Annotated in this window: 19 protein-coding genes; 14 read left to right on the top strand and 5 right to left on the bottom strand. The window is 68.5% G+C overall.

Annotated features, from left to right (window positions below; translation table 11 throughout):
- Positions 1–35: 35 nt before the first annotated feature.
- Genes AC5RVZ_RS22960 through AC5RVZ_RS22935 form a run of 6 tightly spaced genes read left to right on the top strand, consistent with a single transcriptional unit; the run spans position 36 to position 4266 of the window.
- Positions 36–1145, top strand: a complete 1110-nt coding sequence (locus tag AC5RVZ_RS22960) for a histidinol-phosphate transaminase (RefSeq protein WP_494067963.1) — start codon at positions 36–38, stop codon at positions 1143–1145.
- A 54-nt stretch (positions 1146–1199) separates the two neighbouring features.
- Positions 1200–1817, top strand: a complete 618-nt coding sequence (hisB, locus tag AC5RVZ_RS22955; protein WP_493977765.1) for an imidazoleglycerol-phosphate dehydratase HisB — start codon at positions 1200–1202, stop codon at positions 1815–1817.
- Positions 1814–2455, top strand: coding sequence for an imidazole glycerol phosphate synthase subunit HisH (gene hisH / locus AC5RVZ_RS22950; protein WP_494067962.1), 642 nt, complete (start codon positions 1814–1816; stop codon positions 2453–2455). The genes hisB and hisH overlap by 4 nt, the downstream gene beginning before the upstream one ends.
- Positions 2456–2457: 2 nt before the next feature.
- Positions 2458–2619, top strand: a complete 162-nt coding sequence (locus AC5RVZ_RS22945; protein ID WP_494002387.1) for a hypothetical protein — start codon at positions 2458–2460, stop codon at positions 2617–2619.
- Between the two features lie 48 nt (positions 2620–2667).
- Positions 2668–3408, top strand: coding sequence for a bifunctional 1-(5-phosphoribosyl)-5-((5-phosphoribosylamino)methylideneamino)imidazole-4-carboxamide isomerase/phosphoribosylanthranilate isomerase PriA (gene priA, locus AC5RVZ_RS22940; RefSeq protein WP_494067961.1), 741 nt, complete (start codon positions 2668–2670; stop codon positions 3406–3408).
- A gap of 9 nt (positions 3409–3417) precedes the next feature.
- A complete protein-coding gene (locus tag AC5RVZ_RS22935; RefSeq protein ID WP_494067960.1) occupies positions 3418–4266 on the top strand; it encodes an SseB family protein in 849 nt (282 codons plus the stop codon).
- 102 nt (positions 4267–4368) lie between these two features.
- On the opposite strand, the gene AC5RVZ_RS22930 is transcribed toward AC5RVZ_RS22935, so the two are convergent.
- Positions 4369–4788, bottom strand: coding sequence for a DUF1844 domain-containing protein (locus AC5RVZ_RS22930; protein WP_494067959.1), 420 nt, complete (start codon positions 4786–4788; stop codon positions 4369–4371).
- A gap of 339 nt (positions 4789–5127) precedes the next feature.
- Here AC5RVZ_RS22930 and infC point away from each other — a divergent pair, with 339 nt between their 5' ends.
- The 4 genes from infC to AC5RVZ_RS22910 all read left to right on the top strand — a co-directional run bounded on the left by infC (position 5128) and on the right by AC5RVZ_RS22910 (position 8262).
- Complete coding sequence (infC, locus tag AC5RVZ_RS22925; protein WP_494067958.1) at positions 5128–6168, top strand: translation initiation factor IF-3; 1041 nt, start codon at positions 5128–5130, stop codon at positions 6166–6168.
- 145 nt (positions 6169–6313) lie between these two features.
- Complete coding sequence (gene rpmI, locus AC5RVZ_RS22920) at positions 6314–6508, top strand: 50S ribosomal protein L35 (protein ID WP_127511693.1); 195 nt, start codon at positions 6314–6316, stop codon at positions 6506–6508.
- Between the two features lie 116 nt (positions 6509–6624).
- Positions 6625–7293: a 50S ribosomal protein L20, sunset domain variant gene (gene rplT, locus AC5RVZ_RS22915; RefSeq protein ID WP_494067957.1), complete on the top strand. Its 669-nt coding sequence runs from the start codon at positions 6625–6627 to the stop codon at positions 7291–7293.
- A 45-nt stretch (positions 7294–7338) separates the two neighbouring features.
- On the top strand, positions 7339–8262 hold the full coding sequence (locus AC5RVZ_RS22910; protein WP_494067956.1) for a TrmH family RNA methyltransferase: 924 nt from the start codon (positions 7339–7341) through the stop codon (positions 8260–8262).
- Positions 8263–8296: 34 nt separating this feature from the next.
- Here the strand turns inward: AC5RVZ_RS22910 and AC5RVZ_RS22905 are convergent, their stop codons facing one another.
- Positions 8297–9502 (bottom strand): MFS transporter, encoded by a 1206-nt coding sequence (locus tag AC5RVZ_RS22905; protein ID WP_494067955.1) that lies wholly within the window; start codon positions 9500–9502, stop codon positions 8297–8299.
- Positions 9503–9705: 203 nt separating this feature from the next.
- Between AC5RVZ_RS22905 and AC5RVZ_RS22900 the strand changes: the two genes are divergently transcribed.
- Positions 9706–10152, top strand: a complete 447-nt coding sequence (locus AC5RVZ_RS22900; RefSeq protein WP_494067954.1) for a (deoxy)nucleoside triphosphate pyrophosphohydrolase — start codon at positions 9706–9708, stop codon at positions 10150–10152.
- A gap of 46 nt (positions 10153–10198) precedes the next feature.
- On the opposite strand, the gene AC5RVZ_RS22895 is transcribed toward AC5RVZ_RS22900, so the two are convergent.
- On the bottom strand, positions 10199–11227 hold the full coding sequence (locus tag AC5RVZ_RS22895; RefSeq protein ID WP_494067953.1) for an Rv2578c family radical SAM protein: 1029 nt from the start codon (positions 11225–11227) through the stop codon (positions 10199–10201).
- 62 nt (positions 11228–11289) lie between these two features.
- A complete protein-coding gene (locus AC5RVZ_RS22890; RefSeq protein ID WP_494067952.1) occupies positions 11290–11760 on the bottom strand; it encodes a hypothetical protein in 471 nt (156 codons plus the stop codon).
- Between the two features lie 108 nt (positions 11761–11868).
- Between AC5RVZ_RS22890 and pheS the strand changes: the two genes are divergently transcribed.
- The 3 genes from pheS to AC5RVZ_RS22875 all read left to right on the top strand — a co-directional run bounded on the left by pheS (position 11869) and on the right by AC5RVZ_RS22875 (position 16275).
- Positions 11869–12939, top strand: a complete 1071-nt coding sequence (gene pheS, locus AC5RVZ_RS22885; RefSeq protein ID WP_494067951.1) for a phenylalanine--tRNA ligase subunit alpha — start codon at positions 11869–11871, stop codon at positions 12937–12939.
- A gap of 4 nt (positions 12940–12943) precedes the next feature.
- Complete coding sequence (gene pheT, locus AC5RVZ_RS22880; protein WP_494067950.1) at positions 12944–15487, top strand: phenylalanine--tRNA ligase subunit beta; 2544 nt, start codon at positions 12944–12946, stop codon at positions 15485–15487.
- An 83-nt stretch (positions 15488–15570) separates the two neighbouring features.
- On the top strand, positions 15571–16275 hold the full coding sequence (locus AC5RVZ_RS22875) for a 4'-phosphopantetheinyl transferase family protein (RefSeq protein ID WP_494067949.1): 705 nt from the start codon (positions 15571–15573) through the stop codon (positions 16273–16275).
- A gap of 123 nt (positions 16276–16398) precedes the next feature.
- On the opposite strand, the gene AC5RVZ_RS22870 is transcribed toward AC5RVZ_RS22875, so the two are convergent.
- On the bottom strand, positions 16399–17364 hold the full coding sequence (locus AC5RVZ_RS22870; protein ID WP_494067948.1) for a quinone oxidoreductase family protein: 966 nt from the start codon (positions 17362–17364) through the stop codon (positions 16399–16401).
- Between the last annotated feature and the right edge of the window lie 5 nt (positions 17365–17369).

The following is a 17369-nucleotide window of genomic DNA, read 5'->3' as shown; positions in this document are numbered from 1 at the left end:
CCTGCCCCGGGCGGGCCGAAGCTTAAACTGGACCGGTGAGTGAGCAGTTAGAACGCCTGAACCGCCTGCCGTTGCGGGAAAATCTCCGGGGCTTGGAGCCCTATGGTGCGCCCCAGCTGGAGGTTCCCGTCCTCCTGAACGTCAACGAAAACACCCATGGCCTCCCCGATGCTGTCCGCCGGGCCATCGTCTCGGCCGTCAGTGAGGCGGCCGCAGGCCTGAACCGGTACCCGGATCGCGAGTTCACGAAGCTGAGAACGGCGCTTGCCCGCTACTTGGGGCACGGCCTCACCGCAGAGAACATCTGGGCCGCCAACGGATCGAACGAAGTCCTGCAGCAAATCCTCCAGGCCTTCGGCGGCCCCGGCCGCACCCTGCTGAGCTTCCCGCCCACCTATTCCATGTACCCGCTGCTGGCCAGCGGAACGGATACGGATTACGTGGCTGTTCCGCGGGGGGCAGACTTCACGTTGTCCCCGGACGCCGCCGCCGCTGCGGTGGCCGACTCCGCGGCAAATGTGGTCGTTCTATGCTCCCCGAACAACCCGACGGGCACCGCCCTGGGCCTTGACGTCGTGGAGGCGGCGTATGAGGCGGGGGAGGCCTCCAATGCCATCGTGATCGTGGACGAGGCCTACGCCGAGTTCGCCCACGCCGGAACGCCGAGCGCGCTGACGCTGTTGCCGGGGCGGGAGCGACTCATTGTTTCCCGGACCATGAGCAAGGCCTTCGCGCTGGCAGGCGCCAGGGTCGGGTACCTCGCCGCCGCACCGCAGATTACCGATGCGCTGCGTTTGGTCCGCTTGCCCTATCACCTCTCCGCGGTCACCCAGGCAACGGCCCTGGCCGCGTTGGAACATGCTGATGCGCTGCTGGCCAACGTCGAAGACATCAAGGCGCAGCGGGACCGCATTGTCGACGGGCTGGCCGGACTGGGACTTGACCCGGCGCCGTCCGACTCAAACTTCGTGTTTTTCGGTGGGCTGGAGGACCCCCGCTCGGTGTGGCAGGGGCTGCTGGAAGCCGGCGTGCTGATCCGCGACGTCGGGATCCCGGGCCATCTGCGGGTAACCGCCGGCACTGAGGCCGAGACCACAGCCTTCCTCGACGGCATCAAGGCCCTGGTGGCGAGCCCAGTCTCCTAAACTAGTAAGAGCGAACCGGCTCGTGCCGGTCGACCAATTCGTCAAAGGACTCCCATGACCGTGGAAACCACCACCGGACGTACCGCACGCCTCGAACGCATCACCAGCGAGTCGTCCGTGCTGGTTGAACTGGACCTCGACGGCACCGGCCGTTCCGAGATCAGCACCACCGTGCCGTTCTACGACCACATGCTCACCGCCCTGGCAAAGCACTCGCTCGTCGACCTGACCGTGAAGGCCAGCGGGGACACGCACATCGACGCGCACCACACCGTCGAAGATGTCGCCATCACCATCGGCGACGCCCTGAAGGAAGCGCTGGGGAGCAAAGCCGGGATCCGCCGTTTCGGCGAAGCCACGGTGCCCCTGGACGAGGCGCTGGCCCACGCCGTCGTGGACATCTCCGGCAGGCCCTACCTGGTGCATACGGGGGAACCGGCGGGCCAGGAGTACCACCTGATCGGCGGACACTTCACCGGATCGCTGACCCGCCACGTCTTCGAATCGATCACGCTGCACGCCCAGATCTGCCTGCACATGCGCGTGCTGGGCGGCAGGGACCCCCACCACATCGTCGAGGCCCAGTTCAAGGCCTTCGCCCGGGCGCTTCGCGCCGCCGTCGAAGCCGATCCACGTGTCGAGGGCATTCCCTCGACGAAGGGAGCCCTGTGACGGCTGCGCCCAAGGTCACGGTACTGGACTACGGCTCCGGGAACGTCCGCTCGGCAGTCCGGGCGCTGGAGCATGTGGGTGCCGACGTCACGCTGAGCCATGCCTCCGACGACGTCCTCGACGCCGACGGCCTGCTGGTTCCCGGCGTCGGGGCCTTCGCGACGGTCATGAAGGGGCTCAAGTCCGTGGACGCGCTCCGCTGGATTGGGCGGCGGGTGGCCGGCGGCAGGCCCGTGCTGGGCATCTGCGTGGGCCTGCAGGTCATGTTCGAAGAAGGCGTGGAACATGGCGTGCGGTCGCAGGGCATCGGGGAATGGCCGGGAACCGTGGAAGCGCTGCCCGCTGAGGTCGTACCGCACATGGGGTGGAACACCGTGGACGCCGCGGAGGGCAGCCGGCTGTTTGCCGGGATCGAAGACGAGCGCTTCTACTTTGTACACTCCTACGGTGTGCAGCACTGGAACTTCGATGTCACCCAACCCGCGATGACACCGCCGCTGGTGACTTGGTCCACGCACGGCGCCCCGTTCATAGCGGCCGTTGAAAACGGTCCGCTGAGTGCTACCCAGTTCCATCCGGAAAAGTCCGGAGACGCCGGCGCGGAGCTGCTGCGCAACTGGTTGAAGACGCTGAGGTAGTCATGGGCAGCATCCTCCTGATGGGCCTGGCCGGGCTGCTGGCCGGCGGCGCCATCTCGTTCCGACAGCAGCGGCTGCCCAAGTGGTTGGTGATCGTCTTCTGGATCCTGGCCGGCCTGTCGCTGCTGGCTGCCTACTTGCTCACCCTCGGCCCGGCCGAGTAACCACACCCATCCCGCGCCCGCTGACGGCGCGCAGAAAGCGGAAGAACCATGACGAACGAAACCACCATCCTTGAACTTTTGCCCGCAGTCGACGTTGCCGACGGCCAGGCCGTCCGGCTGGTCCAAGGCGAAGCCGGCAGCGAGACCGGCTACGGGGATCCGCTGGACGCTGCGCTGGCGTGGCAGAACGACGGGGCAGAATGGGTGCACCTGGTGGACCTCGACGCGGCGTTCGGCCGGGGCAACAATACGGAAGTGCTGCGCCGCGTCTCCGACGAACTGAAGATCAAGGTGGAGCTGTCCGGCGGCATCCGCGACGACGCGTCATTGGAGCGCGCGCTTGAGTTCGGGGCCGCACGTGTCAATTTGGGCACCGCCGCCCTGGAAAACCCGGAATGGACAGCACGCGCCATTGCCCGGCACGGTGACGCCATCGCCGTCGGCCTCGATGTCCGTGGCACCACGCTCGCGGCCCGCGGCTGGACGCAGGATGGCGGCGACCTCTGGGAGGTGCTGGCCCGCCTCGAAGACGCCGGCTGCTCGAGGTACGTGGTCACCGATGTGACCAAGGACGGGACGCTGCGCGGGCCCAACGTGGATCTGCTCCGGCAGATGTGCGAGCGGACGGACAAGCCGGTGGTTGCCTCGGGCGGAATCTCCAGCCTGGATGACCTGCGGACACTGCGTGAGCTGGTTACGGCCGGCGTCGAGGGAGCGATTGTGGGCAAGGCACTGTACGCGGGCAAGTTCACGCTGCCCGAAGCCCTCGATGTCGCCGGACGGCGCTGAGAGACCAGCATGGGCAAGAAGCAGCTGCCCGCCCATATTGCCGCTGCGCTGGCGGGAGCCGGCGGGGCGGGGGACTCGGCCGGCCAAAGCTGGGCCGGACGGGACCTGAGCGGTGAAGGAAATCCGCTTCATCAGTTCGACCAAGATGACGGCAGCGCGGATCCCGGCTACGAGGCGGCGCTGCAGTGGCTTGCTGCCGGAACCGGCGGCGAAGCGGAAGTAGTGGCTGCCCTGGCGAACGCCCGCGTTTTCGTGCCCATCGTGGCGACGCTGGGAGAAGAGGCCGAGGGCAGCCACGGCCTGACAGCGGATAAACAGGCCGACATGGCCGTAGTGACGTTGCAGGCGCCGGATGGGCGCCGGGCGCTGCCGGTGTTCAGTAACACGGCCGCCCTGGAGGCCTGGCATCCCCAGGCCCGGCCAGTCGCGGTGGAGGCGCCGCGGGCGGCCCTGGCGGCCGTGTCCGAAGACGCCGAACTGATGGTTATGGATCCGGGCGCCGCCCTGACGTTCGTGGTCCGGCGGCCGGCAGTGTGGGCGTTGGCCAAACAGCACGAGTGGGTGCCCTCCTACCGCGATCCGGCGCTGTTGGAGTGGGTGGCCGAGGCCACGGGCGGCGAGGAGGCGGTCATGGCCTCGTTCGTGGAGCCCGGGACCGGGATCGCGGTGCGGGCGGCAGACGGAGCCGTGGTGGCCGGCGGCGGCCACGGCCCGGAACTGCGCCTGGTCCTGCAGGTGCAGGACGGGCTGGGGCGCGAAGAGCTGGCCGCCCTGGCCGGACGGATCCAACAGCGGCTCCAGTCCCGGCAGGAGTTTGCCGAACGGGTGGATTCGCTGGAGCTGAAGTTCACCCGCTGAATCCCGCGTAGCGGCCGCCGCAACCAGAAGCGCAAAGACAAAGGACGACGCCGGTGCGGGGCACCGGCGTCGTCCTTTGTCAGTTCTGGAAGTCCGCGCCGGTCAGTTGACCGGACCCGTGAACTTCTCGCCCGGGCCCTTGCCCGGATCGTCCTGGATTACCGATGCTTCGCGGAAGGCCAGCTGCAGGGAGCGGAGGCCATCGCGCAACGGTCCGGCATGCTGGCTGCCGATTTCCGGCGCGGCAGCGGTGACGAACCCCGCCAGGGCGGTGATCAGCTTGCGGGCTTCGTCCAGGTCCTTGAGCTCTTCGGCGTCTTCTCCGGCGGCCAGGCCGCACTTAACGGCGGCGGCGCTCATCAGATGGACGGCGGCGGTAGTGATGACTTCCACGGCCGGTACTTCGGCGATGTCGCGCATCTGGCCCAGGACTTCCTGTTCCTGGCTGGAGGCAGAACCGGCGTCGGGGGCGAAGCTGTGGCGGTGGCCGTCGGTCTGCGGATTGTTATCTGAGCTGCTCATACTGGTAAGCTTGTCACAGACCAATTGGATCCCGTTACTTATGTGCCTCACGGCACGTGCGGAGCAGGATCCGATCTGCAAGCGGAGTCCTCTCCCACCCGTCGGTATGGCTAGCCAGAGCTGCCGGGTCCAGGTCGGCAGGCTGTAGCCGGAAACCCTCGCGTGAGGCGCCCGGGCCAGCCGGTGAAACTCCAGGGAGTTTCCGCCTGCCGCCACTTCGAGGCCTTCGATTGCGTTTGCAATGGGAGGCCTTCTTTCATTGCAAGCGGCAGCCGATTTTAGTGACAGGAGCCACACATTAGCGAGCCAAGAATCAATGATCGTATCCGCGTTCCCGAGGTGCGGTTAGTCGGACCGAACGGCGAACAGGTTGGGATCGTCCGTATTGAGGATGCCCTGCGCCTGGCCACGGAATCGGATCTTGACCTGGTTGAGGTCGCACCGCAGGCCAAGCCTCCGGTGTGCAAGCTTATGGATTTTGGCAAGTACAAGTATGAGGCTGCGGTCAAGGCCCGCGAGGCGCGCAAGAACCAGACGAACACTGTGCTCAAGGAAATCCGGTTCCGCCTGAAGATCGACAAGCATGACTACGAGACCAAGCGCGGCCACGCCCTGAAGTTCCTCGCGGCCGGCGATAAGGTCAAGGCCATGATCCAGTTCCGCGGCCGCGAACAGCAGCGCCCGGAAATGGGCATCCGCCTTCTGCAGAAGTTTGCCGAGGACGTCGCCGAGGTCGGCGTGATCGAATCGACTCCGCGCATCGACGGCCGCAACATGGTCATGGTGATCGGCCCGACCAAGAACAAGGCCGAAGCCAAGGCAGAGGCCCGGCGGGCCGCCCAGAAGGCTGACGCCAAGGCAACGAACGAGGCCAAGAAGGAGAAGGTGGATACCTCGGCCGACCAGGACCCGCTAACTCAGAGCCTGGGCGACTTGATGCCGGAAGGCCTGGCCGCAATGGCAAGCCAGCCGGAGGAAATCGCCGAAGCACCTGCCCAGGCCGATGCCGCGGCTGAGGTTGAGCCCGAGGTGGAGACCGAGCCCGCGGAGCAGCCGGAAGCCGAGGCTGCTGTTGCGGCCGAGGCGGAGCCCGAGGTTGAGGCGGAGCCCGAGGTTGAGGCCGAGGCCAAGCCTGCTGCCGAGCCGGAAGCCGAGGTTAAGCCGGCAGCTCAGGCCAAGCCGGCCGCTGTAAAGCCGGCCGCTCAGGCCAAGCCGGCAGCTGCAAAGCCGGCGGCCGAGGCCAAGCCGGCGGTTCCGGCGAAGCCCGCGGCACCTGCCACGGAGGCCAAGCCCGCAGCACCCAAGCCCGCCGCCCGGCCCAAGCCGGCAGCGCGGCCTGCAGCACCCAAACCTGCTGGCCGGTCCGGTTCCAAGAACTAAGACCGTACAGAGAGCATCCGGCAACCGCCGGGCACGGTTCTGTGCCCGGCGCCGGTAAACAAGTAAACCGCCGGTGCCCGTTTTGCGGCACCGCACGAGCCGACGGTCGGCAGCGACCCGAGGAGACGTAAGGAGAACGGCAGCCATGCCGAAGCAGAAGACCCACAGTGGCGCCAAGAAGCGCTTCAAGCTCACCGGCAGCGGCAAGCTCAAGCGCCAGCAGGCCAACCGCCGCCACTACCTGGAGCACAAGCCTTCCACGCTGACCCGACGCCTTGCCGGTGACAAGATCGTTGCTCCGGCCGACGTGCGCAACATCAAGAAGATGCTCGGCATCTGATTTTCTCCCCTCCGGTCCGCGCGGTGACGCCGCAAGGGCCATCCAGCTAGTTTTGCCCCCGGCCGCCGATTGCGGCGGCCTAACACCGGGCACCAATCATCAAAAGGAGTACGCACGTGGCACGTGTGAAGCGGGCGGTCAACGCCCACAAGAAGCGCCGGGTCATCCTGGACCGGGCTGCCGGATACCGCGGACAGCGGTCCCGCCTGTACCGCAAGGCCAAGGAACAGCTGCTGCACTCGTTCGTGTACAGCTACGGCGACCGCCGCAAGCGCAAGGGTGATTTCCGCCGCCTGTGGATCCAGCGCATCAACGCTGCGTCCCGCGCCAACGGCCTGACCTACAACCGCCTCATCCAGGGCCTGAAGGCCGCCGAGGTCCAGGTCGACCGCCGCATGCTGGCCGAGCTGGCCGTGTCCGACGCCGGCGCCTTCGCCGCGCTGGTGCAGGTAGCCAAGGACGCCCTGCCGGCCGACACTTCGGCTCCCGCAGAGCGCCAGGCCGCCGCCAAGCCTGCCGCCGCCGCCAAGGCCGCTCCGGCCGCCAAGGCTGCCGCGCCCGCCGCTGAAGCCGGAGAAGTTGCCGGCGCCGTGAAGGCTGTTGACGGCGAGGACGCTCCCGCCGGCTACACCATCAAGGGCAACCAGTCCAAGAAGTACCACGTCCCGGGCTCCACCTGGTACGAGAACACCACTCCCGTGTACTGGTTCGAGTCCGTGGAGGCCGCCAAGGCTGCCGGCTTCGAGCCCGCCGGCGGCGAGGCCCGCCAGAAGGTTGCCGAATAAGCACCGGATGCATCAACGCTTATGTGGCGACGTTATAGTCGCTGTATGAGCACTACCGGGCGCCCGCAAGCCGTCATGTCCAACCCCCGAGCTGATCGGGTCAGGGATGTGGCAAAGCTTGCCGGGCGCTCGGTGCGTTTAAAGCGCCGCCAATTCTTGGCCGAAGGCCCGCAGGCTGTCCGCGAGGCCCTGTCGGCCCACCGCGCGCATCTTGCCGCCGGCAACAGCGGCACCGTAGCCGAGGTCTTCGCCACCGAAGCCTGCCTGGACCGCTCGCCTGAACTAGCCGACCTTGCCGACGGCGTGCCGCTGCGGCTGGCCACCGATGCGGTTCTGGCCGCAATGGCAGACACCGTAAACCCGCAGGGGATCGTGGCCGTCTGCCACTACCTGGACCGGCCGCTGAACGAGGTCCTGCAAAGCAAACCCCTGCTGCTGGCGGTCATGGTCCGGGTGCAGGACCCGGGCAACGCGGGCACCATCCTGCGGGCGGCCGATTCAGCCGGCGCCGATGCCGTGATCCTGACCAACTCCAGCGTGGATATCTACAACCCCAAGGCCGTGCGTTCCACGGCCGGATCGATCTTCCACCTGCCTGTGGTGAACGGTCACGATTTCGGTGACGTGGCGGCGGCCGTACGCGCCGCCGGCGCAACCATGCTCGCAGCCGACGGCTACGGCACCATCGATCTGGACGATTTGCAGGACCGCAGTGCCCTGGCCCGGCTGGGTGAAACCCCCGCAGCCGGGGACGAGGGCGTGGCCGGCCTGCCGGATCTGGCGGCGCCTACCGCCTGGCTCTTCGGCAACGAAGCCCAAGGGCTGTCGTCGGAAGAACTGGCTGCCGCGGACCACCGGGTCGCCGTGCCGGTTTACGGCCAGGCCGAAAGCTTGAACGTCGGCACGGCTGCCACCGTCTGCCTGTACGCCTCCGCGAGGTCCCAGCGTCGACGCGGGCCTGCAGGGTAGCTGGTTAACCGGCCGGCCCGCCGCACGATGCGCCTCAGGCGAGGCTGCGCCGTTTCTCGAGCGCCCCGCTGAGAGCGGCGATGACCAGCCCCAAGGATGCCAGCCCGGCACCGACCAGCGCCGGCGCGGCATATCCCCAGCCCCAGGAGATCACGAGGCCACCCAGGAAGGCGCCGAGGGCATTGGCCATGTTCAACGCCGCATGGTTCAGCGACGCGGCCAGGGTCTGGGCGTTGGGGGAGGCGTCCATCAGGCGCGTCTGCAGGGCCGGGATCAGGCTCGATCCTGCGGCCCCGAGGAGGAACACGAGGGGAATTGCCAGGGCGGCAATGGATGAGGCCGCCCAGAAGAACACCAGGATCACGATGATCGCCGTCATCACCTGGTAGATGGTCCCGATCACGGAGCGGTCCGCCAACCTGCCGCCGATGAAGGTGCCGACGACCATGCCCAGGCCGTAGAGGCCGACAATCAGCGGCAGGGCGGCCGGGGCCAGGCCTGTCACCTCGGTCATGGTGGGGCTGATGTAGGAATACACCGCGAAGAATCCGCCGAAGCCAACCACGCCGATCAACAGAGCCAACCAGACCTGTATACGCTTCAGGGCGCCGAGTTCCCGACGGATGCCGGCCTCCGCATGCGCGGGGGTAAAGGGGACCAGACGCTGGAGCATCAGTATCGTCACCGCGCCGACGATGCCCACGGCCACGAACATCAGCCGCCAGCCGTACTGCTGGCCCAGCCAGGTCACCAACGGTACGCCGACGACGTTGGCCACGGAGAGCCCGAGCATGACCATGGCGACCGCCTGCGCGCGGCGGGTCGGCGAAACCAGCGAGGCAGCCAGAACGGCGGCCACGCCGAAGTAGGCGCCGTGCGGAAGGCCGGAAATGAACCGGGTGACCAGCATGGTGGCGTAGTCGGGCGCGAACACCGACGAGAGGTTCCCGAGCGTGAACAGGACCATCAGCCCCAGGACCATGTGCTTGTGCGGAAGCTTGGCTCCGAGGGCTGCGAGCAGCGGCGCGCCGACCACCACGCCCAGGGCATAGGCGGAAATCAAGTGCCCGCTCTCCGGGATGGAGACGTTCAGGCCGGCCGCCACATTCTGCAGCAGGCCCATGATGGCAAATTCCGTGGTACCGATGCCGAAACCGCCCATGGCCAAGGCGACGATGGCCCACGCCGTCCGGCGGTTTTCGGTCTGCCTCCGTGCGGTGACGAGTGTGGGGGAATTCATGATCGGCTTTCGGTCGGACGGACAACTGGGCGCCGGCACACGCCTGCACGCCATGGCAATACGGGCGGCAGCTGCGGGCACCGGCTGTCACTGTACGGCAACGCGACGGCGCGGCATCCCATTCCGGACCCGTGTGGCCTGTGGTCTGCGGCATAGTCCGGGCCGTGGGAGCCGGGCAAGGCAAGCACCGTAGACTGATCCGCGTGCACACGAGCCTGAAACAGATTGTCGGGGCAGCCATCCTCGACGCCCGCGACGCCCCGAGCAGATTGCTGGCCGCCCGGCGCACCGCACCCGAGGCGCTGGCCGGCCTGTGGGAGTTCCCCGGCGGCAAAGTGGAGCCGGGGGAGAGCTGCGAAGACGCCCTGCGCCGCGAACTCCGCGAAGAGCTTGGGGTCGGAATAGAGCTGGGAGCCGAAGTCCCCGGTCCGCTCCCGCAGGGGTGGCCGCTGAACGAGGCGGCGGCCATGCGCGTATGGTGTGCCTACATCACCGACGGGCAGCCGAAGCCGCTGCAAGACCACGACGAATTGCGCTGGGTCCCGCTGGGGGCGGCAGAAGCTGCTGCCCTGCCGTGGATCCCCGCAGATTTTCCAATCCTCGAAGCCGTGCTCGCCGCTGCAGGCCACACCGCCGGCCGTCCCGCGTAACGGCGCCACCCCGAAGCCCCGCGGAGGCCGAGGCCTTGCCGGCCACTTAGAACAACGTCACCTGTCCCGCTGCGGCCGGGGTGACGGACGGTGCTGCCGGACTTTCCGCCGCTGGCCGCATGGGCACGTCGCGCAGCCGGGCAGCGTTTTCCAATCCGTGCCGGCGCTTGGCTGCCCGGACCCGGTCCGCCAGCCAATGCCGGTAGTCCTTGGCGGCATACGTGCCGCCGTCGTAGAGGCGGCGGTACTTGCCCAAAAGTTGCGGGTATTCCTTGGCCAGCCACTGCAGATACCATTCCCTGGCGCCGGGACGAAGGTGCAGCGCGCCCGCCGTCATGCTGGTGGCCCCGGCTGCAGCCACGGCCGCGCAGAGCTCGTCGAGCGCCTCCTCCGAGTCCGTCAGCCAGGGCAGGATCGGCATGGCCATCACCGAACACGGCAGGCCGGCGTCGCTGAGCTTGGCGATCAGCTCGAGCCGGGCCCGCGGGGTCGGTGTTCCCGGCTCCACCCGGCGCGCCAGTCCGGCGTCGGTCATGGCGAGCGAAATCCCCATGCCGACTTCAACGTCCCCGGCCGCCGCACGCAGCAGCGGCACGTCACGGGCCAGCAAGGTGCCCTTGGTCAGGATCGAAAAGGGGGTTCCTGACCCGGCCAGGGCCTTGATGATCTCCGGCATCAGCTTGTAGCGGCCCTCGGCCCGCTGGTAAGGATCAGTGTTGGTGCCCATGGCCACGTGTTCGCGCTTCCACGACGGCTTGGCAAGCTCGCGGCGGAGCACCTCGCCCACGTTCACCTTGACCACCAACTGGCTGTCAAAATCCAGCCCGGTGTCCAAATCGAGGTAGCTGTGCGTCTTGCGGGCGAAGCAATACACGCACGCATGGCTGCAGCCACGGTAGGGGTTGATGGTCCATTCGAACGGCATCCGCGAGCCGGCGCCTACGCGGTTCAGCGCCGACTTGGCCATGACCTCATGGAATGTGATGCCGGCGAAACCGGGGGTCTGGACGCTCCGGACGAGTCCGGACAACGGGAGCAGTGCGCCTGGTTCCGCTTGCTGGGAGGACCACCTCATGCTTTAAGTAGAACACATCTTCGAACTGCGCGACAGGGCCGGAGGGGAGTTCCGCGGGAAAGCTAGCCGGCCGCCCGCACGGGACGCGAGCCGCGCGGCCCAGGCCCGCGCCGTCCAGGCCCCCGCCGCACCGGCCGCTCCGCGTAGCCGCCCGACTGCAGCCCGGCCAGCCGCTCGAAGACGTTCCGGGACGCCGGGTCGCCGGTCCGCCACCACGACCACGCGGCAGCGAAGCCGTACAGCGGCAGGAACGGCAGGCCCAGGCACCAGGCATATTGGCTGCTGTGGCGGGATTCGTGGCCCAGCAGCACCGGATTGCCGGCCAGCCCGGCCGCAGCGTCGCGGAACAGCACCACGTTGCCCACGGTAAAGGCAGCGGCCTTCGGCAGCCCGGGCCGATAGCCGTGGGCCAGGATCAGGCCATGGGGTCCGGGATGCAGGCTGCAGCGGACCGCGGCGGCGAGGGTCAGCCCCAACAGGGTGGAGCCGTTGAGCAGGTTCCAGGCGGCACGCAGCTTCTCGGACGGCGTCATGGGCCCATCGTAAGCGTTTCGGGTCGGTGCCAGCCCGTGAACTAGACTGGACTGGTTGCCCGTATGCGGGCGGAAACCCTATAACCTATTCCGAGGTCCCCACAGCACATGTCTGACGTGACACCCCCAGCCCAGGAGCCACCCGTGCCGAGCCCCCTCGACGAAGCCGCGGTAGCCGCCGCCGTCGAGCAGGCGGTGATGGCATTCAAGGCTGCCTCCGACCTGGACGGGCTCAAGACTGCCCGGCTCGCCCACGCCGGCGAAAAATCCCCGCTGAGCCTGGCCAACCGCGAAATCGGCAAGCTCGCCAAAGAGGACAAGGCGGCCGCGGGCAAGATCGTGGGTCCAGCCCGCGGGCGCATCAACCAGGCGCTGGCCGCCCGCACCGCCGAACTGGAGGCCGAGCGGGAGGCGCAGATCCTCGTCGAGGAGGCCGTGGACGTTACCGCGGCTCCGCGCCGCCGCCGCGCCGGTGCCCGGCACCCGCTCTCCACGCTGCAGGAACGGGTCAGCGACATCTTCGTCGGCATGGGCTGGGAGATCGCCGAGGGGCCGGAGGTGGAATCCGAGTGGTTCAACTTCGACGCCTTGAACTTCAAGCCGGACCACCCCGCACGGGAGATGCAGGACACCTTCTTCGTGGAACCGCCCGAGGCCCACTTGGTGCTGCGGACCCACACCTCGCCGGTGCAGGTCCGCTCCATGCTGGACCGCGACCTGCCCGTGTACGTGCTGTGCCCGGGCCGGACGTTCCGCACCGATGAACTGGACGCGACCCATACGCCTGTCTTCCACCAGTTCGAAGGCCTGGCCGTGGACAAGGGGCTCACGATGGCCGACCTGCGCGGCACATTGGAGCACTTCTCGCGGCAGATGTTCGGCGCCGAGGCCAAGATCCGCCTGCGCCCGGCCTACTTCCCGTTCACCGAGCCCTCCGCCGAGATGGACATCTGGCATCCGGGCGCCAAGGGCGGCCCCCGCTGGATCGAGTGGGGCGGCTGCGGCATGGTCAACCCCAATGTGCTGCGCGCTGCCGGCATCGATCCGGAGGTCTACTCCGGATTCGCCTTCGGCATGGGGATCGAACGGACCCTCATGTTCCGCAACGACGTCCCGGACATGCACGACATGATCGAAGGCGACATCCGCTTCAGCCAGCACTTCGGGATGGAGATCTAGAACTATGCGTATTCCCCTTTCCTGGCTGCGCGAGTACGCGCAGGTTCCCGCAGACGCCACCGCCGAGGACGTCATGGCCGACCTCGTCAAGGTCGGGCTCGAAGAAGAGGACGTCCACCGTCCGTCCGATTCGATCTCCGGGCCGATCGTGGTGGGACAGGTCCTCGACCTGGTCAAGGAGCCGCAGTCGAACGGCAAGACCATCAACTGGTGCCAAGTGCGTGTGGCGCCGGAAGGCGCCGGCCAGCCGCTCACCGGCGACGGCATCGACCCGTCCGGCGTGCAGGGCATCGTCTGCGGAGCCCACAACTTCGAGGTGGGCGACAAAGTCGTGGTGACGTTGCCCGGCGCCGTGCTGCCGGGGGATTTCCGGATCACCCCCCGCAAGACCTACGGGCACACTTCCGCCGGCATGATCGCCTCCGCCCGAGAGCTCGGCATCGGCGAGGACCACGACGGCATCATCGTGCTGTCCCGGCTGGGCCTCGACCCGGACATCGGCACCGACGCGATGGAACTGCTCGGCCTGACCGACGAGGCAGCCGAGATCAACGTGACGCCGGATCGCGGCTACTGCTTCTCCATCCGGGGCGTGGCCCGTGAATACGCGCTGGCCACCGGCACCGAATTCGTCGACCCGGCCAGCCGCATCGATGTTCCCGAGGCGACCGGCGAGGGCCACCCCGTCCGGCTCGAAGACCGGTCCCCGGTCTACGGCAAGCCCGGCTGCGACCGCTTCGTGGCGCGCACGGTCCGCGGCGTCGACCCGTCGCGGCCCACGCCCCAGTGGATGGCCTCCCGGCTGCGCCTGGCCGGCATGCGCTCCATCTCGCTGGTGGTCGACATCTCCAACTACGTGATGCTGGAACTGGGCCAGCCGCTGCACTTCTACGACGCGGACAAGCTTCAGGGCCCGATCGTGGTCCGCCGGGCCTACCCGGACGAGACCCTGGTGACCCTGGACGGCAAGGAGCGCCGGCTCTCCACCGAGGATCTGCTGATCACGGATGACCGCGGCGCCATCGGCCTGGCCGGCGTGATGGGCGGTGCCGAAACCGAGGTCGGGGACGGAACCGCCAATGTGCTGATTGAGTCCGCCCATTTCGACGACGTCTCCATGGGCCGCACCCGGCGCCGCCACAAGCTGCCGTCCGAGGCATCCAAGCGCAATGAGCGCGGAGTGGACTGGGAAATTGCGGATGAGGCGGCGCAGCGCGCCGTGGACCTGCTGGTCGAACTCGCCGGCGGCACGGCCGACACCACCGCCACGGATGTCGGGGCACGTCCGGCGCCCGTCGAGATCGACCTGCCCGACGGCTTCGCCTCCCGCCTCATCGGCTTCGAGTACACCGCAGGGCAGATCGAATCCGCCCTGACCGGCATCGGCGCTTCCATCGAACGGTACGACGGCGGCCTGCGCGTCACGGCGCCCAGCTGGCGTCCCGACCTGGCCATCAAGGAGGACCTGGTCGAGGAAATCGCCCGGCTGGTGGGCTATGACCGGATTCCGGCCACCCTGCCGGTGGCTCCGCCGGGGCGCGGCCTGTCCCGTGGCCAGCAGCAGCGCCGCCGCGTGCTGCAGTCCCTGGCCGACGCCGGCCTGACCGAGGTGCTCAGCTACCCCTTCGTTTCCACCGGGCATAACGAAACGTTCGGAACTCCCGAGGCCGGCTCCGGGGTTGCCGCCGTCAAGCTGGCGAACCCAATCTCCGCCGAATTCGGGTACCTGCGCACCAGCCTGCTGCCGGGCCTGCTGGAGACCGCACGCCGCAACCATTCCCGCGGCTTCCGCGACCTCGCGTTGTACGAAGGCGGCCTGGTGTTCCTGCCCGGCGACAAGACCGGGTCGCCGGTCCTGCCCCCGCTGGGCGCCAGGCCCTCGGACGAGGTGCTCGAGGAACTGCAGGCCGGGATCCCGGACCAGCCCTGGCACGTGGCCGCGGTCCTGATCGGGCACGAGGCGGCACCGGGCGCAGGGTTCACACCCCGCACCTGGGAATGGTCGGACGCGCTGGACGCCGCACTGACCGTCGGCGACGTCCTCGGCATAGAACTGGTCGTCGCCCAGGGGCAGCACCAGGCCTTCCACCCCGGCCGCACCGCGCAGTTGTCGCTGCGCACCGGCGAGGTCGTCGGCTACGCCGGCGAGCTGCATCCGAAGCTGCTCCAGGACGGGGACCTGCCGGCGCGGACTGCCGCCATGGAACTGAACGGCGAGGCACTCTTTGAGGCCGCCGCTGATGTGATCGTGGCCAAGCACCTGTCCACCTACCCGGTGTCCACCCAGGACGTGGCGCTGGTCGTCGATTCGTCGGTTCCGGCCGAAGCAGTCCGCGAGGCGCTGCGTGAAGGCGCGGGCGAACTGCTGGAAGATGTGGCCCTGTTCGATGTCTATTCGGGCCCCGGGATCGAGCACGGGAAGAAATCGCTGGCCTTCGGGCTCAGGTTCCGGGCGAATGACCGCACGCTGACCGCCGACGAGGCCTCCGCGGCACGGGCCCAGGCCGTGGAGCTGGCCGCAGCCCGCTGCGGTGCCGTTCAGCGGTAACCGGTTACTGCCATGAATGACGACGGCGGGGCCCACCGAAGCAGGTGGGCCCCGCCGTCGTGGGGGAAAGGGAAAAGGAACGCATGAAGGCCCAGGTGATACTGCAGTTGGTGCAGCTGCAAAACGGGTTCCCGGCCGCCAGCGGGCCGGACCGGCGTCCCAGCGTCCGCGCGCACACCCGCGAAGCAGTCCGCCTGCTGGCGGCGCGGGAACTGAACGTCGACCCCGACCGGATGCGGCTCGCCTTCGACTGCCGCCAATGCACGCGGGGCAACGATGGCCGGCATGGCCAGCCGCACCTGCTGCTGGACGGCGCTCCGGCGCCCGCCCGCCTGAGCTACGCCCGCTCGGGCCGCTGGCTGCTGGCCGCACTGTCCTTCCGGCCCGTGCTGCTCGGAGTCGACATCGAAGACGCCTCGGCGGACGCTTTCCGGCCGGAGGACAACATCGACGCCGTCATGCTCACGGAAGCGGAGCGGACCCTGGTGGAACAGGCAGCCGACCCGCGCCTGCTGCGGGCCCGGCTGTGGACCAGGAAAGAGGCCGTGCTGAAATCGACCGGTCATGGCCTGCGGCTGCCGCCGGATACGATCGGCGTCGCCGGTGCGGACGGTGAACCCCAGCTGTCCGGTTGGCCCGGGGAAGCAGGAGACCGTCCCGGGCTGCAACTGCTGGACCTCACGCTGGCAGATGCCGGCGGGGAAGTGCCTCCCGGTCTCGCCGCGGCGCTGGCGGTTGGCGGGTCGGCCGACCCGAAAATCACCTACCGGGAAACTGCGGCCGCCTAGGGCTGAACCGGGAGGGAGGGCAGGCGCTCCGCCCGCCCTCCCGTCCCCCCGAAATTTTCTCCGCCGGCGCCGGGCGCGCCGGCGCCGGCAACCAGCGAGGGCGTCGACGGCAACCCGGGCGGGCTACGGGGTCAGCAGCAGCTTGCCCGTGGTGCGGCGGGCCTGCAGGTCCTCGTGTGCCTGTGCTGCATCGGCCAGCGGATAGGTCCGGCCGATCCGGATGTCCAGGCGGCCCGACAGGACGGCATCGAACAATTCGCTGGAGCGCCAGCGCCGTTCCTGCGGCGTCAGCAGATGGTCGGCCAGCTTGGGGCGGGTGACGAACAGCGATCCGGCGTGGTTGAGCCGCTGCAGGTCGAACGGCGGCACCTGGCCCGACGCGCCGCCGAAGAGCACGAGCATGCCGCGGGTTCGCAGGCTGGCCAGCGAGCCGTCGAAGGTGTCCTTGCCGACGCCGTCGTAGACCACGTCCACCCCCGTCCCGGCGGTCAGTTGGTGCACCTGCCGGGCGAAATCGTCGTAGCGGAGGACCTCATCCGCCCCGGCGCTGCGGGCCAGGTCTTCCTTGTCGTCGGTGGACACCGTGGTGATCACGCGGGCGCCCTTGGCTTTGAGCAGCTGCGTCAGGATCAGGCCTACGCCGCCGGCACCCGCATGGGTGAGTACCGTCTGGCCCGGCTGGACCCTGAAGCTGGAGTTGATGAGGTAATGCGCCGTCATGCCCTGCAGCGGGATGGCGGCCGCCACATCGTCGGCCACGCCGTCCGGCACCGGGAGCGCCGCCTCGGCGGAGACCACGGTGTACTCCGCGTACGTGCGGTCTCCCTCGGCGAAGGCGACGCGGTCGCCGGGGGCGAAGCCGTCGACGCCGGCGCCGACGGCTTCGACCGTGCCGGCGGCCTCGGAGCCGGGCGTGTACGGAAACGGGACGTTGTAGACGCCGCTGCGCTCATAGGTCTCGACGAAGTTCACACCTGCCGCGGCAACTTTGACCAGCAGCTGGCCCGGGCCGGGCCGGGGGGTGTCGACCTCGCGCAGTTGCAGTACTTCCGGACCGCCGGGTGCGGCGGCCACGATCGCCTTGGCCATGTAGG

This window comes from Arthrobacter sp. Cza30 (genome assembly GCF_059090765.1).
Note: the sequence above shows the minus strand (reverse complement) of the source record. Positions and strands in the feature narration are given on the sequence as shown.

Excerpts from the sequence above, each read along its gene's own strand:
- hisB (WP_493977765.1), top strand. The coding sequence starts at position 1,200 with ATGACCGTGGAAACCACCACCGGACGTACCGCACGCCTCGAACGCATC.
- AC5RVZ_RS22945 (WP_494002387.1), top strand. The coding sequence starts at position 2,458 with ATGGGCAGCATCCTCCTGATGGGCCTGGCCGGGCTGCTGGCCGGCGGC.
- priA (WP_494067961.1), top strand. The coding sequence starts at position 2,668 with ATGACGAACGAAACCACCATCCTTGAACTTTTGCCCGCAGTCGACGTT.
- AC5RVZ_RS22935 (WP_494067960.1), top strand. The coding sequence starts at position 3,418 with ATGGGCAAGAAGCAGCTGCCCGCCCATATTGCCGCTGCGCTGGCGGGA.
- AC5RVZ_RS22930 (WP_494067959.1), bottom strand. The coding sequence starts at position 4,788 with ATGAGCAGCTCAGATAACAATCCGCAGACCGACGGCCACCGCCACAGC.
- rpmI (WP_127511693.1), top strand. The coding sequence starts at position 6,314 with ATGCCGAAGCAGAAGACCCACAGTGGCGCCAAGAAGCGCTTCAAGCTC.
- AC5RVZ_RS22910 (WP_494067956.1), top strand. The coding sequence starts at position 7,339 with ATGAGCACTACCGGGCGCCCGCAAGCCGTCATGTCCAACCCCCGAGCT.
- AC5RVZ_RS22905 (WP_494067955.1), bottom strand. The coding sequence starts at position 9,502 with ATGAATTCCCCCACACTCGTCACCGCACGGAGGCAGACCGAAAACCGC.
- AC5RVZ_RS22895 (WP_494067953.1), bottom strand. The coding sequence starts at position 11,227 with ATGAGGTGGTCCTCCCAGCAAGCGGAACCAGGCGCACTGCTCCCGTTG.
- AC5RVZ_RS22890 (WP_494067952.1), bottom strand. The coding sequence starts at position 11,760 with ATGACGCCGTCCGAGAAGCTGCGTGCCGCCTGGAACCTGCTCAACGGC.
- pheS (WP_494067951.1), top strand. The coding sequence starts at position 11,869 with ATGTCTGACGTGACACCCCCAGCCCAGGAGCCACCCGTGCCGAGCCCC.
- pheT (WP_494067950.1), top strand. The coding sequence starts at position 12,944 with ATGCGTATTCCCCTTTCCTGGCTGCGCGAGTACGCGCAGGTTCCCGCA.
- AC5RVZ_RS22875 (WP_494067949.1), top strand. The coding sequence starts at position 15,571 with ATGAAGGCCCAGGTGATACTGCAGTTGGTGCAGCTGCAAAACGGGTTC.
- AC5RVZ_RS22870 (WP_494067948.1), bottom strand. The coding sequence starts at position 17,364 with ATGGCCAAGGCGATCGTGGCCGCCGCACCCGGCGGTCCGGAAGTACTG.